Source organism: Kitasatospora sp. NPDC057965, assembly GCF_042887135.1.
In the GTDB taxonomy this organism is placed as follows: Bacteria; Actinomycetota; Actinomycetes; order Streptomycetales; family Streptomycetaceae; genus Kitasatospora.
In genome coordinates this window covers 26,301-40,394 of the sequence record NZ_JBHVPZ010000009.1, presented here as the reverse complement: position 1 = coordinate 40,394, position 14,094 = coordinate 26,301, and the positions used below count along the sequence as shown (strand labels likewise).

Genomic DNA, 14,094 nt, shown 5'->3' with positions numbered 1-14,094 from the left:
TGAGAGGAGTCCGAGGGTGTCCGCTGATCTTGCCTCGGTGGCGCGGTTCCTGTTCGAAGCCGGGACGCTCAAGCACACCAAGCGCACAGGCTGGTGGATGGCGGGCGTCCGGGATCCCGAGTCGGTCGCCGAGCACTCCTGGCGGACCTCGCTCCTCGCCTCCATCATCGCCAAGCTCGAAGGCGCCGACCCCGCGCGGGCGGCGTTCCTCGCCACCTGGCACGACGTCGCCGAGACGCGGACCGGCGACGTCAACTACGTCGGGAAGAAGTACGCGACCAGCGCCGACCCGGAAGCGGTCACCTCCGACCAGGTCGCCGGCATGCCGGAGGTGCTGGCGTCCACAGTGCGGGACCTGGTCTCCGAATACGAAGGCAACGAATCACCCGAAGCGGTCTGCGCCCGCGACGCCGACAAGCTGGAATGCCTGATCCAGGGCGTCGAGTACGTGGCCCAGGGCTACATGAACGCCCAACGCTGGATTGACAACAGTCGCCGGCGGTTGACGACAAGGACCGCCAACGAACTCGCCGACGCCATCCTGGCGACCGACTCCCTGGATTGGCTCCGCCACGCCCTCGGGGAGAAGCCCAGCTGAATCAACCCACCCACGCCGCTGGAACCGTTCGCACGACCGGGAGAAGTGCCGCCATGGCCCAGACCCTCACTGCCAACTGTTACACCCACGAGGAACTGCCGAGCCACCGGATCGAGGGCTGATCGAACCTCCTCGCCGAAGAGGGCCACCCCAGGGTCCCCTCGCTCCAGAAGCGTTGGGACTGCACCAGTGACAGCACAGAGGAGATCCGTTGCCCGCACAGCACGACATCGAATCGGAGCGCGAACTCTGGGACACGTACGCGGCCGGGATCAAGGACGAGGTGTTCGAGGCGGGCCCGGTCTTCCGCTGGACGCAGTACGCCAGCCACGGGCCCGGGGCGGAGTTGCTCGGGTCGGCGGCCAGTGCCTTGGAGATCGGGTGCGGCACCGGGCGGGCGATGGCCGCGCTGGCCGGGCAGGGTGTGGAGGTCACGGGTGTTGATCTCTCGCCCGTCATGGTCGGGAGGGTCTCCGAACGCTGGGGGTCTTCCGGCGTCCGGGTCCACTGTGCGGAGGTGCTGGACTACCTGCGCGGCACCGACGAGACCTGGGACGCGGTCTACTCGGTGTTCGGGGCGGTCTGGTTCACGGACCCGCTGAAGCTGCTCCCCCTCGTCGCCTCCCGTCTGAACCCCGGCGGCGTCCTCGCGTTCTCGCAACCCCCCGCGATTCCCGGCGCCTACGGTCCGCAGGGCATGTACAAGGGTGGCTTCGCCGGGAAGGCGCTGTACACGTACCGCTACTCCTACACGCCCCGCGGGTGGCTCGGTCTGCTCCGGCGGAGCGGGTTCGAGTCGGTGGAGGCCTCGGTGCTCGACGCCCCGACCGAGGGGCACATCGGGACGCTGATCGTGACGGGAAGGACTCCGAGGGGCTGACGTCGAATTCCTTGGACCGTGCCGTCGGGCGCGTGATCCACTGCGCTCATGAGCTTGTTGGCGCATGTCTTCGTCGTCGGCGCGGATGGGGAGAGGCAGGTGCAGGACGTTCCGGACGGATACTTCAACGGTGCGGGCCCCGAGAGTTGGCGCACACGGGTGTGGGGCTCGGAGGTCGTCCGCTCGCTGGGGGCCGGGTTCCTTCCGGTCCTGGCCGAGGGGGACCTGTGGGTCGAGCCCGAGCAGGTCCCCGCGTTGCTGCGCGAGTGCCTGATGCTGCGCGACAACCTGGAGAGGGTCGTCGCGGGCACCGGCCCCGTGATGTCGAACCAGGAGCCCGGGAGCGCGATCTCGGAGCGGTTGGCGATCACCGAGGAGGTCGCCGGGCGCGCGGCTGCGACGGGAGGCGGTGTCGTCATCTGGTGAGCGCGGAAAAGCACTTGCGCGACGGGATACGCTGCTTCGGTCGTTGGCGAAGCAGCTGAACGGGCGGGCGTGACGTGTCTGGCGAACTCCGTGAGATCCCACTGATCGGCGGTCCGGTGAGGTTCCGCGGAGCGCTGGATCTGGAGCGGACCGAGGCCGGTGTGCTGCCGTGGCGGCTGCCCCTGTGGACGCGGGCGCAGTTCCCGGACGATTCCGTCGAGCGGATGGCGACGCTGTCGTCGGGGGTCCGGCTGGCGTTCGTGACGAGCGCGACGGTGCTGGAGGTCGAGGCGCTCACGACCGTCACCCAGTACGAGGGCAGTGCCGGACACTCTGCGCCCGGGGCCCTGGAGCTGGTGGTCGACGGGGTCCGGTTGCACAGGGCGCCGCTGCTCGCGGGCAAGGTGTCGCAGGTGTTGGTCGGGGGCAGCAGGACGGTCCCAGGCCCGAGCTGCCGCGTGACGTTCGATCAGCTGCCCCCGGGCGAGAAGGCGATCGAGATCTGGTTGCCGCAGCAGTCCCGTACCGAGGTGGTCGGTCTGTGGGCCGATGCCGCGGTCGGGCCACCGTCGGCGACCGGTCGGCGCAGCTGGCTGCACCACGGCAGCTCCGTTAGCCACTTCCCGGAGGCCGACTCGCCTTTCGACACCTGGCCGGTGATCGCCGCAGGCCTCGGCGGGGTGGAACTCGTCAATCTCTCGCTGGCCGGCAACGCCCGGCTCGACCCGTTCGTGGCGCGTGCGATCCGGGACGCGCCGGTCGACCTCATCAGCCTCAAGCTGGGTCTCAACGTCGTGACCGGCGCCTCGTTCCGGCGGCGTTCCTTCGGGCCGGCGGTGCACGGCTTCCTCGACACGATCCGCGAGGGCCACCCGGAAACCCCCCTGCTGGTGGTCTCCCCGGTGATCAGTCCCCCGGTCGAGGGCACCCCCGGCCCGGTCACCCTTGCCGCCGACGGGCGCTTCACCGCGCTCGGCGCGCCCGCCGACGTCCCGGCCGGGGCGCTGACGCTCGACGTCGTACGCGACGAGCTGGCCCGCATCGTGACCGCTCGCCGGGTGCACGATCCGAACCTGCACCACCTCGACGGCCGTGACCTGTTCGGCATGGGCGACATCCCCGACCTCCCCGACGGCCTTCACCCCAACACCGCCGGCCACCACCGCATCGCCGAACGGTTCGCCGGGATCGCCTTCACGCAGGCGGGTCCGTTCGCCTGATCACACGGGCGGGGTGGTCAGGTCGGCCAGGTCGGCCAGGTTCGTGCGGTCAGGTTCGTGCGGTCGGCCGAGGTGGCGGCGGCCGAGGGCGACGGCGGGGCCGCCGACGATCCTTTCCCTCCATTCGCAAGCGGAATGCGACTCTCCGTGGTACGTTCACGCGCCGCGCCGGACAGGCCCCGGGCTCAATCACCGACCGTCAGTGCGGTGTTGAGGCGGGCCAGGCCGCTGCGGGTGGCGGCGACCACCACCCGGTCGCCGGGCTCCAGGGCGCGGGTGCGGTCGGCGTACCGCCACTGGTAGAGCTGCGGATTGCGGGCCAGCCGGACGGCGAGGACGCGGACGCCGCCCGGGTCCTCCAGGTCGTGGCGGTTGAGGCCGATCAGGCCGCTGCCGAGCTCGGCGGACAGCTCGGCGATCAGCAGCACGTGCCGGAACACCGAGAGCGTGCCGAGCACCTCGCGGCCCATCAGCGCGGCGGCGAAGGCCGGGGCGGCGAGGTAGGAGGTGGAGCGCGAGGCGACGTTGTCCAGGGTCGCGTACACATGGCTCGCGAAGCTGTCGTCGAAGAGCCGCAGCACCACCCGGACGTCGGGCCGTTCGGCGCGCGCCTCCAGGGCCGCCTCCAGGTTGGTGGCGTCGTCGCCGCTGACCGCGACCACCGCGCGGCTGTGCTTGAGCCGGGCCCGGCGCAGCTGTTCCGCGAGCGGGCCGTCGTCGACCACCACCGGGACGCCGAGCGCGCGGACGGCGGAGATGCCGCGTGCCTGCGGGTCGCTCTCCAGGCCGACCACCGGCACGCCGAGGCCGTGCAACTGGCTGACCACACGGGTGCCGACATTGCCGAGGCCGACCACGACGACGTGGTCGCGGGTGCCGGCGCCCGGGTTGCGGGGCTGGCCGCGGCGACCGGAGGCGAGCACCTCGACCGCGATGGCGGTGGCGACCGGCGCGAAGGTGATGCCGCAGAAGGTGATCACCACCTGGGCGACCCGCTGCCAGGCGCCGCCGGTCCCGTCGGGGGAGCCGGGCTGGTCCGGCTGGGCGGCGCCGGCGAGGTCGAGCAGCGAGGCGTAGAGCGTCCAGGCGAAGTTGCCGTTGAGGTGCCAGAGCAGGGCGAAGGCGAGCAGCACCGCGACCAGGGCGGTGATCAGCACCAGGCGCAGCCGGGCGCTGGTGAAGAAGCGCAGGGTGTCGAGCAGCCGCCAGCGCAGCCGCCGCCACCAGGCGATCCGTACGGCGGGTTCGACGGGGAGGGTCTGCAGGGCGGCGATGCCACCGTCCGGACCGCCCGAGCCGTCCGATCCGCCCGGGCCGCCCCGACCGTCCGAGCCTGCGGCGCGGCGGGCCTCGGTGCCGGAGCGGATCGGCCCGTCGTCGCCGAACTCGCTGGCCAGCCGGACGAAGGAGGCGGAGTCGCCGCCCTGGTCGGGCAGCAGCCGGATGCGGTCGAGGTCCTGGGGGTCGATCCGGTCGGCGACGACGCAGAGCCGGTCGGACTTGATGTCGTCGTCGTAGGCGATGTGCAGGAAGCGGTCGCCGACCTGGACGGAGTTGGGGCGGGACAGGGCGGCGTCGGCGAAGGCGGGGGCGGCGGTGGCGGAGCCGGACAGCGCGGTGCCGTTCCTGAGCAGGCGTTGGATGTTGGCGCCGAGCCGCTGGTTGAAGATGCGCAGGACGATGCGGATGCCGGGGTTGTGTCCCTGCGCGGAGAGGGCGGCGTGGATGTTCCCCTGGTCGTCGCCGTCGACGAAGGCGATGCCGCGCGCGGTCTCCACCCGGACGGCGCGCAGCGCCTCCTCGGTGACGCTGCTGTACTCGACGACGGCGGCGACGCCCTCCAGCTGTTCGATCCGGGGCGCGTGGTCGCGGGCGCGGTCCGGGACGAGGACGACGACCGGTACTTCGTAGTGCTCGACGAGTTCGAGTGCCAGACGGTGGGCGAGCGCGTTGCCACCGCAGACGATGTAGTGCTGGCTGATCGGCTCGACCGGAGGGGTCCCCCACCCTTCAGAAGTCACATCGACGGATCTTATCGATGTCGGATGGGACGCAGATGGCGTTCCGGCAACCCCGGGGGAAATCTGTCGGATCGCCCGAACGGGTGTATCCGGCGCGCGGGACGGGGCGTGCGCGGCGATCGTGAGGAGCACCCACCCGCCCGCACGCCGAGGGTGTCCGCTCGCACGCCCGGGCGCCCGCTCCGCTGCACGCTCCCCTGGAGGACGTCACCGTGGTCTCCCCGATCATCACCCCCGACGGCTCCCCCGTGCAGGGCCCGCTCGGGCTGCTGGCCAAGGCCGCCTGGCAGGTCCTGCTGGTCGCCGGACTCGTCTCGCTCGGCCTCGGGATCGTCGTGTTCGTCTGGCCGGAGGAGACGCTGCTGGTGGTCGGCGTGCTGTTCGGCCTCTACCTGCTGGTCATCGGCATCGTGCAGCTGGTCGCCTCGTTCGGTACGCACGCCACCACCGCGATGCGGGTGCTGGCGTTCATCAGCGGGGCGATCTGTGTGCTGCTCGGCCTGCTGTGCTTCCGCAGCGCGGCGCAGTCGGTGCTGCTGCTCGCGATCTGGATCGGCATCGGCTGGCTGTTCCGCGGCATCACCCAGCTCGCCGCCGCCGCCTCGGACCCGACCATGCCGGCCCGCGGCTGGCAGGCGTTCGCGGGCGGGGCGAACACGCTGGCCGGTGTGCTGCTGATGGTCTTCCCGGCCGGTTCGATCACCGCGCTGACCGTGCTGGCCGGCTGCTGGCTGGTGATCCTCGGACTGATCGAGATCGCGACGGCCTTCCAGGTGCGCCGAACCGCCCGGCAGATCCCCTCCGGCGTCTGAACGCGTCGGCGCGACGTCGGCCCCGGCTGTCAGCGCCGGTCCTCGGCGCCGGTTCTCAGTCCCGGTTCTCAGTCCCGGTTCTCAGCGCCAGCGCGGCTCGTCCGCGCCCCAGCGCCCCGGCGGGCGCTCCCAGCCGGCCGGGGCGCCCGCGTAGCCGATAGGCGGCAGCGCGTGCCGGAGCCGGCCGTACGGCGTGTCGGTCTCGGTGAGCCACCGGGCGGGGTCGTAGGGCTCGGCGTTGGGCGGCAGGTGCGGGTCGGCGGTGGGCGCGATGCCGTGCAGCAGCCAGGAGGCCGTGCCGGCCAGCGAGTAGCGCAGGTGGCGCCCGCCGGGCCGGACGGTGCGCTGGTCGGTGAGGGCGCGCAGCACGCCGGCCGCGACGAGGTAGCCGGTGCCGTGGTCGAGGGCCTGGGCGGGCAGGGCGCCGGGGCGGCCGTCGGCGCCGGCCTCGGTGGCGGCGATGCCGCAGCCGGCCTGGACCAGGCTGTCGAAGCCGCGCCGTCCGGCCCACGGGCCGGTCCAGCCCCAGGCGTTCAGCTGGGCGACGACCAGGCCGGGGCGGCGGGCGGACAGGGCGTCGGGCGCCAGCCCGTACACGTCCAGCGCGCCGGGGCGGTAGGCTGTGACGACGACGTCGGTGGTGGCGAGCAGGTCCTCGAAGGCGGCCCGGTCGGCGCGCTCGGCGAGGTCGAGGCGGGCGGAGCGCTTGCCGAAGCCGGTGTCGGCGTGGGCGTCCTCGGCCTCGGGCAGCCGCGGCGAGTCGATGCGCAGCACCTCGGCGCCGAGCAGCGCGAGGGTGCGGGTGGCGACCGGTCCGGCGATGACCCGGGTGAGGTCGAGGACGCGGATCCCGGCGGCGGGCCGGCCAACGGGGGCGGGTTCCAGCGGCCGGGGCGCGGTGTCGTCGACGGCGCGGACCTCGACCAGCGGGAGCGTGGTGTCCCTGACCGGCGCGACCGCGACGGCGAGCGCTCCCGCCGCGTACGCGCGCTCCTGGACGGTCGCGGCCGGCAGTTCGCGCAGCACGGCGGCGAGCCGGTCGGGGCCGGTGTCCTCGGGCAGGCCGAGGGCGGTGAGCAGCCGCTCGCGGTGGTGGGGGTAGTTGGCGTGGGTGCGCAGCCAGCCGTCGACCGTCGGCCAGAAGCCGGAGAGCGGCGCGAAGGAGACCGGGGCGCGGCCGTCGATCCGCAGGTGGCGTTCGCTGACGAAGGCGGTGGCGACCGCGCCCTGGTCGATCCGCACCTGCGGCACGGGTCCGGGGCCGGGGCCGGGGCCGGCGGAGCGCAGTGCGGCGAGTTCGGCGGCGGCCAGCGAGCAGGCGGCCACGGTGGCCCGGGCCAGCCGCCGCACGGGCAGCCGCGAGGGCAGCACCGCGTCGGGGCCGTGGAAGGAGACCCGCTCCAGCAGCGCGGTCGGCCCGCCGAGGGCGCGCCAGGCATCGGCGGTGGGACCGTCGACGGCTGGGTTGTCGACACCGGGGATGTCGACGCCGGGGCCGCCGGCGGTGGGCGCATCGGTGGCGGAGGACCGCACGTCGTCGGGGCCGGTCGGTGCGGGGAGCGGACGGTCGGTCATGTGCGCATTGTGCTCCGCATGGTGGGTAGGCGCAGTGATGTCCGCCACCGCACCCCTCAGGAGGACCCGCATGGCCAGGCTCCGCTCCGATCGGACGCCCTCGATCCGGCGGCTCGACCTCGGCTACTTCGTCCGCCCGGCCGAGGAGGCGGGCGGTCCGGAGCCCCGGGTGGAACCGGTGCTGGCGTACCTGGTGCGCCGGCCGGAGGGGCTGCTGCTGTTCGACACCGGCCTCGGCGAGGGCGATCCGGAGGCGGACGCGCGCTACCGCCCGGTGCGGCGGCCGCTGACGGCGGCACTGGCGGCGGCGGGTGTGGCGGCGGGCGAGGTGGACGTGGTCGTCAACTGCCATCTGCACTTCGACCACTGCGGCGGCAATCCGCTGCTGGCCGGCGTGCCGGTGTGGACGCAGGCGGCGGAGCCGGCGGCGGCCCGGGCGGGCGGGTACACGATCGACGCGCTGGTGGACTTCCCGGGAGTCCGCCACCGGGAGCTGGACGGCGAGGCGGAGGTGTGGCCGGGCGTGCGGGTGGTGCCGACGCCCGGTCACACCCCCGGTCACCAGTCACTGGTGGTCACCGGGCCGGACGGCTGCACCGTGCTGGCCGGGCAGGCGTTCGACACGGCGTCCGGCTACGGCTCGGCGGTGCTGGCGCGGCGGGCGGCCCGGGAGGGGGCGGTCGGCGCGCCGCTGCCCGGGTACCCGGCCTGGCTGGACCGGCTGACGGCGTCCGGCCCGCGCCGGGTGCTGTTCGCCCACGACCACGCGGTCTGGGAGCCGGGGGAACCGACCGAGCCGGAGTGGAGCGACGCGGACAAGGGCTCGCTCGGGACGTTCAGAAGGTGAAGCAGAGCGCGCGGATCCGGTGGTCGAAGCTGGACGGGACGAACTCCGGCTCGCCGACCGAGCGCACCTCGGGGAGCCGGGTGAACAGCTCCCGGTAGAGCACCTTCATCTCCTGCCGGGCGAGGTGCGCGCCGAGGCAGTAGTGCGGCCCGCCGCCGCCGAAGCCCAGGTGGGGGTTGGGGCTGCGGGTGATGTCGAAGGCCTCTGGGTCGCTGAAGACGGTCTCGTCGCGGTTGGCGGAGCCGTAGTAGAGCACCACCTTCTCGCCCGCCCGCAGCAGCGGGCCGTCGGGGCCGCCGAGCCGGTGGTCGACGGCCAGGGTGCGGCGGAACTGGATGATCGGCGTGGCGTGGCGGACGATCTCGTCCACCGCGCCGCCGAGGTGCCCGTCGAGGTCGCCGAGGAGCAGGGCACGCTGCTCGGGGTGGACGGTGAGCAGGTGCAGGCCGTGCGCGAGGGCGTTGCGGGTGGTCTCGACACCGGCAACGAGCAGCAGGGAGAAGAAGGCGCCGAGTTCGCGGCCGGAGAGGCGGCGGCCGTCGACATCGGCGGTGACCAGGGCGGAGATCAGGTCGTCGGTGGGCCGGCGGCGGCGTTCGCGGCCGAGGTCGGCGACCATGCCCTGCATCCGGGCCAGGGCCCGCAGCCCGCGTCCGGGCATCCGGATCCGCTGGCGCAGCGGGCGGTCGACGCCGGTGTGCTCGGAGGCGTGGTCGACCTGGTCGAGGATGGCGCGGCGGGGCTCCTCCGGGATGCCCATCATGTTGCAGATCACCCGGAAGGGGAGTTCGGCGGCCACGGCGTTGACGAAGTCCGCAGGGCGCTCGCGTTCGACCCGGTCGACCAGCTCGGCGGCGACCAGCCGGATGTCGTCCTCGACCCGGGAGATCAGGCGCGGGGTGAAGGCCCGGGAGACGATGCGGCGCAGCTGGGCGTGCCGGGGGTCGTCCAGGTTCACCATGGAGTCGCCGAACAGGAGGCGGACCCAGCGGGCCGGTTCGGGGGTGGTGACACCGGGTCCGCTGAGGAAGACGGCGGGGTTGCGGCTGGCCTCGACGACGTCGGCGTGCCGGACGAGGGCGTGGAAGCCCGGGGCGGCGCCGAAGCGGGCCGGGGCGGGCAGACGGCGCAGTTCGGCAAAGGCGGCGGCGCGGGCCCGGTCGGGCAGCCGCCAGAACGCCGGGTCGGCGAGGTCGGGGAGGTCGGGGAGGTCGACGGCGGCGGGCGGAGCGGCGGGGCCGGGCAGGGTGACGGGGACGGCCGGGGCCGCCGGAGCGGCGGGACCGGTGTCGGTCTCGGGTGCGCTGGTGTCCATACCGGGTCTCCTGTCGCCGTCGGTGGTCGCCATGGGTGCCCGTGTGTGCGACGTCACATTCGTGGCGTCACATTCAGTACGTATCAGCACGGACGTGTCAAACCGATATGACGGTGTGAAGAGCATCTTCCGGGACCAGTCCGGCACACGCCGTCACGACGGTCGCTCGCGCACCGCCGGGATCCGGCCACCGCAGCGTCACCGCCCCCACCAGCGCCCCCACCTGCCCCCGACAGTGCGGGTGCCCGAACGGCTTGCCCCGACGGCCCGGGCCCGAGGCGGCCGGACATGCCCGGACAGGGGCGGAACCGGCCAATACCGGAGGGCGCGGTACAGGTCGACGGAGGCGGGTGCGACGATGAGTGTCATCGTGATGACCGACCGGATCCGCTCGCTGCGCGCCGTGGTCTTCGCCGCGCTCTGCGTGGCGCTGGCCGCCACGGCGCACGTCGCCATGGCCGGTTCCGGGGTCTCGCTCCCGGTCCTGACGGGCGCGTTCGGTCTGACCCTCGGCCTCACCTGGCTGCTGGCCGGCCGGCGGCGGGGGCTCGCGGTGATCAGCTGCTGGATGGTGGCCGCGCAGACGGCGCTGCACCTGACGTTCGAACAGGCGGGCTCACTGTTCGGAGGAGGCGGGTTCGCCGGCGCGCAGCCGACGGACTGGGCCTCGCTGCTGCTGTGCAATCCGGACACGACGCCCACCGGGCTGTCGTCGGACGACCTGGCACTGATGGCCGGGCTGGATCCGGACGTCCCGCCGTCCGGCGCCGTGGCCGTCGCCCACACGCACGGCGCGGCGGCGACCACGGACCTCGCGTCCACCGCCGGTGTGCCGCTGCCGGGCTCCGGGTCCGGTTCCGGGTCCGCGGCCGTGTCCGGGATGACCGGCCACGGTATGAGCGGGATGGGCGGCATGGGTGGCATGGGGGGCCACGACATGGCCGCGCACGGCATGTCGCCCGGCATGGTCGCCGCCCACGTGCTCGCCGCGCTGGCCTGCGCGCTGTTGCTCTGGCGCGGCGAGACGGCGCTGGTGCGGCTGTTCGAACTGCTCGGCGCGCTGGGCTCGGTGCTGGCGGGGGCGCTACTGGCGCCGCTGCTCGTCCTGTTCACCCGTCCGGCGGGCTACCGGCCGCCGGACTCGCCCGGACCCGACGGCCACCGGGCCCGGCGGGCGCGGTCGGTCCTGCTTTCGCACGCCCTGGTCCGTCGCGGACCTCCCTCGGCCGCGTTCGCCCGCTGACGCGCCCGCCGCCGTTCCCGGACACCGCCGGTGTCCGCCGCGCGGTGGGCAGGTCGCCCCGCGCCGCAGCCGCGCCGCCGGGTACCGCCGCCCGTCCCCGGACGACCGCCGACCGACCGCGCACCACTGCCGCCGTCCCTCCCTCGGGGTGGCCGTGGTCCGGCGTGGACGGCCGGTGCGCCGGGGTCCGGGAAGCCGGCGGTACCGATGGAGGCCGCCGCCGGGGCCCGGGCCCGCGTGTGCCGACCCTCCCCGCCGCTCCGCCGGTCGGGGCCGAGGCCGCGCGGCCGCCCACCGACGCCGACGGTGCCGTCCGCAACGGCACCGCACCCCGTCCTCCCCTCAGGATCCCTTCATGCCTGACTTCGACGGCGCACCGGCCCTGCCCGGCGCCACCGTCCTACCGCGTCCGTCCGCCGTCCCCCTGCCCGGGGCGGCCCTCTCCGGCTCCACCGCCATCGACCCCTCCGGGGCCGCCGGCCACGCCCGGGTCCTGCGCGCCGAGGCGCGCGAGGAGCTTCGCCGTCCAGTCCGCGGACGGCCCGTCGGCCGGGTCCGCGAGCCGCGGCCCGCGCAGTCGCTCCGCCCGCTCCAGCCACTCCCGGCAGGCCGCGCACCGCGCGACGTGCTTGTCCAGCCGGCGGTCCGGCACACCGGCCGGTTCGCCGTCGAGGCGGGCGGACAGAGCGGTACGGAGTTGCGCGCATCTCATATGACCATCGTCCCGTACCTCCTCCCAGGTGGGACCGACCGGGTGGGGGGCCGTCGTGGATGACGAGCAGCTGACCGCGCTCGCGCTGGCCGCCCGCGAGGGCCGGTCCGCCGACGTCGAGGCCTTCGTCCGGGCCACCCAGCGGGACGTGTGGCGCTTCGTCGCCCACCTCACCGACGTGCAGTCCGCGGACGACCTCGCCCAGGAGACCTTTCTGCGGGCCCTGCGCAGCCTGCCCGGGTTCGCCGGACGCTCCTCCGCCCGCACCTGGCTGCTGTCCATCGCCCGGCGCACCGTCATCGACCGCTACCGCACCGCCGCCGCCCGGCCGCGCTGCGCCGCGCTGCCGGACTGGCAGGAGGCCGCCGAGCGGCAGGGCACCGCGCCCACCGCGGGCTTCGAGGACGGCGTGGCGCTCGGCGACCTGCTGGACCGGGTGCCCGCCCAGCGGCGCGAGGCCTTCGTGCTGACCCAGGTCGTCGGCCTGAGCTACGCCGAGGCCGCCGAGGTGGCCGGCTGCCCGGTCGGCACCGTCCGCTCCCGGGTGGCCCGGGCACGGGAGGAGCTGATAGCCCGGCTGCGGGCGGCCGAGGCCGGGGAGCCGGCCCCGGCCTCGCCGGCCGAACTGGCCGCCGTCAGCTGAGGCGGCGCCGGTCCGGCGGACGACTGACGACTGACGACTGACGACTGACAGATAACAGCTGACAGATTTCAATATCTGTCAGCTGTTATCTGTCATCTGAAATCTGTCAGCTGTCAGTCGTCAGCTGCCCACCGGCCCGCCGGCCCGTCCGCCGGGCGCCCCGGAGCCCCCTCCGGACGGGCGGGCAAGATCGGCCACTGTCGTCATGATCCGGCCAAGCCGCAAAAATCCCCCACCTGTTCGGAACTCGGGCCCGGATACCTCCGACTGCTGTACCGGACGCCGCCGCCGAGGTGGTGTCCGGACAGCACGGGGGAACGGAGGATGACCCATGGCAACGCAGCAGTCGCCCGCCACCAGCACACCGGGTGACGGCCCGGCCGGGACGCCGGTGGACCGGTGGAGCCTGGTCTTCGCCGCAGGACTGATCTCCTTCGTCGCGATGCTCGACATGAACGTCGTCAACCTCGCGCTCACGGACATCGCGAACGCCCTCGACGTCTCCCCCACCACCGCCCAGTGGGCCGTGCTCGGCTACCAGCTCCCCCTGGTCGCCCTGCTGCTGCCCGCCGGGCGGTGGCTGGACCAGGTCGGCCTGCGCGCCGCCCTCCTGCTGTCCGTGGGCTGCTTCGCGCTCTGCAGCGCACTGGCCGCCGCCGCCCCCTGGGCGAGCTGGCTGATCGCCGCCCGCCTCGCCCAGGGCGCCTTCGGCGCCGTGCTGTTCGTGCTCATGCCGGTGCTCGCCGCCACCGCCGTCCGCCCGGAGCTGCGCGGACGGGCGATGAGCGTGCCCGCCACCCTGGGCCCGCTCGGCGCCGTGCTCGGCCCGGTGATCGGCGGCCTGCTGCTGGACCACGTCGGCTGGCGGGCGATCTTCCTGGTCAAGCTGCCGATCTGCCTGGCCGCCTGGCTGATCGCCCGCCGCGACGCCCCGCGCGGCGGCGGGCGGCTGCGGCTGCCCGACCGCGGTTCGCTCGGCGACGCCGCGCTGATCGGCTCGGCGATCGCCGCCGTCCTGCTCGGCCTCACCCTCGCCCCCGACGCCCCGCTCTGGCTGCTGCTCGCGCTGCCCGCCGTCCCGCTGGTGCTGTTCTGGCTGCGCCGCCCCGGCGGGCGCCCGGTCGCCACCGTGATGCGCGCCTCGGGCACCGCCGCCGTGAACGGCTCGGTGCTGGCGCTCGCCGCCGGCTTCGCCGCCAACCACTTCCTGCTCGCCCAGTACCTGCGCCGGGAGGACGGCGAGAGCGCCACCGCCACCGCGCTCACCATGCTGGCGTTCCCGCTCGGCATGGTGGTGGCCGGCCGCTTCGGCGGGCGGCTCGCGGACCGCTGGGGCGCCCGCCCGACGGCGCTGACCGGCGCCGCCGTGACCGCCCTCGGCCTGCTGCTGCTCGTCCCGGTGGACACCGACTGGTCCTCCCCCGACATCGCCTGGCGCCTCGCCGTGGCCGGCGTCGGCATGGGCCTCAACGGCGGCCCGGTCCAGGCCCTTGTGATGACCTCGGCCCCGCCGGACCAGCTCGCCACCGCCGGCTCGGCCGTCCAGCTCTCCCGCAGCCTCGGCTTCGCGCTCGGCCCCGCCCTGGGCACCGCCGCCACCCTGTACGGCGCCACCGAGATCGCCGGCGTGCGGGCCGGCCTCACTCTCGCCGGACTCGCCGCCACCATCGCCGTGGCCCTGCTGACCCTGCATCACCGCACTTCCGACAAGCACACCAAGACCACCGACCGTACCGAGAGCACCGACGGCACCACCAGCGCCACCGAGAACGACCGGACGATCGGCAGCCCGGCCTGACGCG

13 protein-coding genes are annotated in these 14,094 nt (G+C 74.3%); 9 read left to right on the top strand and 4 right to left on the bottom strand.

What is annotated here, in order from left to right:
• The first annotated feature begins 16 nt into the window (after positions 1 to 16).
• The 4 genes from ACFVVU_RS13645 to ACFVVU_RS13630 all read left to right on the top strand — a co-directional run bounded on the left by ACFVVU_RS13645 (position 17) and on the right by ACFVVU_RS13630 (position 3,124).
• Positions 17 to 598, top strand: a complete 582-nt coding sequence (locus ACFVVU_RS13645; RefSeq protein WP_380679444.1) for an HD family hydrolase — start codon at positions 17 to 19, stop codon at positions 596 to 598.
• 211 nt (positions 599 to 809) lie between these two features.
• Positions 810 to 1,478 carry a class I SAM-dependent methyltransferase gene (locus ACFVVU_RS13640; protein WP_387789867.1) on the top strand — a complete coding sequence of 223 codons (669 nt, stop codon included), beginning with the start codon at positions 810 to 812 and terminating at the stop codon, positions 1,476 to 1,478.
• A gap of 48 nt (positions 1,479 to 1,526) precedes the next feature.
• A complete protein-coding gene (locus ACFVVU_RS13635; RefSeq protein ID WP_387789865.1) occupies positions 1,527 to 1,904 on the top strand; it encodes a hypothetical protein in 378 nt (125 codons plus the stop codon).
• A 116-nt stretch (positions 1,905 to 2,020) separates the two neighbouring features.
• On the top strand, positions 2,021 to 3,124 hold the full coding sequence (locus ACFVVU_RS13630; protein WP_387789864.1) for a lipase: 1,104 nt from the start codon (positions 2,021 to 2,023) through the stop codon (positions 3,122 to 3,124).
• 185 nt (positions 3,125 to 3,309) lie between these two features.
• Here ACFVVU_RS13630 and ACFVVU_RS13625 read toward each other — a convergent pair whose 3' ends face one another.
• The gene (locus tag ACFVVU_RS13625) at positions 3,310 to 5,145 is read right to left on the bottom strand and encodes an NAD-binding protein (RefSeq protein WP_387789862.1); all 1,836 of its coding nucleotides are present in this window, start codon (positions 5,143 to 5,145) and stop codon (positions 3,310 to 3,312) included.
• Between the two features lie 212 nt (positions 5,146 to 5,357).
• Between ACFVVU_RS13625 and ACFVVU_RS13620 the strand changes: the two genes are divergently transcribed.
• Entirely contained in the window at positions 5,358 to 5,957 is a 600-nt protein-coding gene (locus ACFVVU_RS13620; protein WP_380679430.1) for an HdeD family acid-resistance protein, read from the top strand.
• Between the two features lie 81 nt (positions 5,958 to 6,038).
• On the opposite strand, the gene ACFVVU_RS13615 is transcribed toward ACFVVU_RS13620, so the two are convergent.
• Positions 6,039 to 7,532, bottom strand: a complete 1,494-nt coding sequence (locus ACFVVU_RS13615; protein ID WP_387789860.1) for a CoA transferase — start codon at positions 7,530 to 7,532, stop codon at positions 6,039 to 6,041.
• 70 nt (positions 7,533 to 7,602) lie between these two features.
• Between ACFVVU_RS13615 and ACFVVU_RS13610 the strand changes: the two genes are divergently transcribed.
• A complete protein-coding gene (locus ACFVVU_RS13610; RefSeq protein WP_387789858.1) occupies positions 7,603 to 8,379 on the top strand; it encodes an MBL fold metallo-hydrolase in 777 nt (258 codons plus the stop codon).
• On the opposite strand, the gene ACFVVU_RS13605 is transcribed toward ACFVVU_RS13610, so the two are convergent.
• On the bottom strand, positions 8,369 to 9,694 hold the full coding sequence (locus ACFVVU_RS13605) for a cytochrome P450 (RefSeq protein WP_387789856.1): 1,326 nt from the start codon (positions 9,692 to 9,694) through the stop codon (positions 8,369 to 8,371). The two genes, ACFVVU_RS13610 and ACFVVU_RS13605, sit on opposite strands and share 11 nt — an antisense overlap.
• A gap of 358 nt (positions 9,695 to 10,052) precedes the next feature.
• Between ACFVVU_RS13605 and ACFVVU_RS13600 the strand changes: the two genes are divergently transcribed.
• Positions 10,053 to 10,937: a hypothetical protein gene (locus tag ACFVVU_RS13600; protein WP_387789854.1), complete on the top strand. Its 885-nt coding sequence runs from the start codon at positions 10,053 to 10,055 to the stop codon at positions 10,935 to 10,937.
• A 400-nt stretch (positions 10,938 to 11,337) separates the two neighbouring features.
• On the opposite strand, the gene ACFVVU_RS13595 is transcribed toward ACFVVU_RS13600, so the two are convergent.
• Positions 11,338 to 11,649 (bottom strand): zf-HC2 domain-containing protein, encoded by a 312-nt coding sequence (locus ACFVVU_RS13595; RefSeq protein WP_387789852.1) that lies wholly within the window; start codon positions 11,647 to 11,649, stop codon positions 11,338 to 11,340.
• A gap of 55 nt (positions 11,650 to 11,704) precedes the next feature.
• Here ACFVVU_RS13595 and ACFVVU_RS13590 point away from each other — a divergent pair, with 55 nt between their 5' ends.
• Positions 11,705 to 12,292 (top strand): sigma-70 family RNA polymerase sigma factor, encoded by a 588-nt coding sequence (locus tag ACFVVU_RS13590; protein ID WP_387789850.1) that lies wholly within the window; start codon positions 11,705 to 11,707, stop codon positions 12,290 to 12,292.
• A gap of 331 nt (positions 12,293 to 12,623) precedes the next feature.
• Positions 12,624 to 14,090, top strand: a complete 1,467-nt coding sequence (locus ACFVVU_RS13585; RefSeq protein WP_380679412.1) for an MFS transporter — start codon at positions 12,624 to 12,626, stop codon at positions 14,088 to 14,090.
• Positions 14,091 to 14,094: the final 4 nt, after the last annotated feature.

What these genes read in the sequence shown, in the direction of transcription:
- ACFVVU_RS13635 (WP_387789865.1), top strand. Translation starts at nt 1,527, where the DNA reads ATGAGCTTGTTGGCGCATGTCTTCGTCGTCGGCGCGGATGGGGAGAGG.
- ACFVVU_RS13615 (WP_387789860.1), bottom strand. Translation starts at nt 7,532, where the DNA reads ATGACCGACCGTCCGCTCCCCGCACCGACCGGCCCCGACGACGTGCGG.
- ACFVVU_RS13610 (WP_387789858.1), top strand. Translation starts at nt 7,603, where the DNA reads ATGGCCAGGCTCCGCTCCGATCGGACGCCCTCGATCCGGCGGCTCGAC.
- ACFVVU_RS13605 (WP_387789856.1), bottom strand. Translation starts at nt 9,694, where the DNA reads ATGGACACCAGCGCACCCGAGACCGACACCGGTCCCGCCGCTCCGGCG.
- ACFVVU_RS13600 (WP_387789854.1), top strand. Translation starts at nt 10,053, where the DNA reads ATGAGTGTCATCGTGATGACCGACCGGATCCGCTCGCTGCGCGCCGTG.
- ACFVVU_RS13595 (WP_387789852.1), bottom strand. Translation starts at nt 11,649, where the DNA reads ATGAGATGCGCGCAACTCCGTACCGCTCTGTCCGCCCGCCTCGACGGC.
- ACFVVU_RS13585 (WP_380679412.1), top strand. Translation starts at nt 12,624, where the DNA reads ATGGCAACGCAGCAGTCGCCCGCCACCAGCACACCGGGTGACGGCCCG.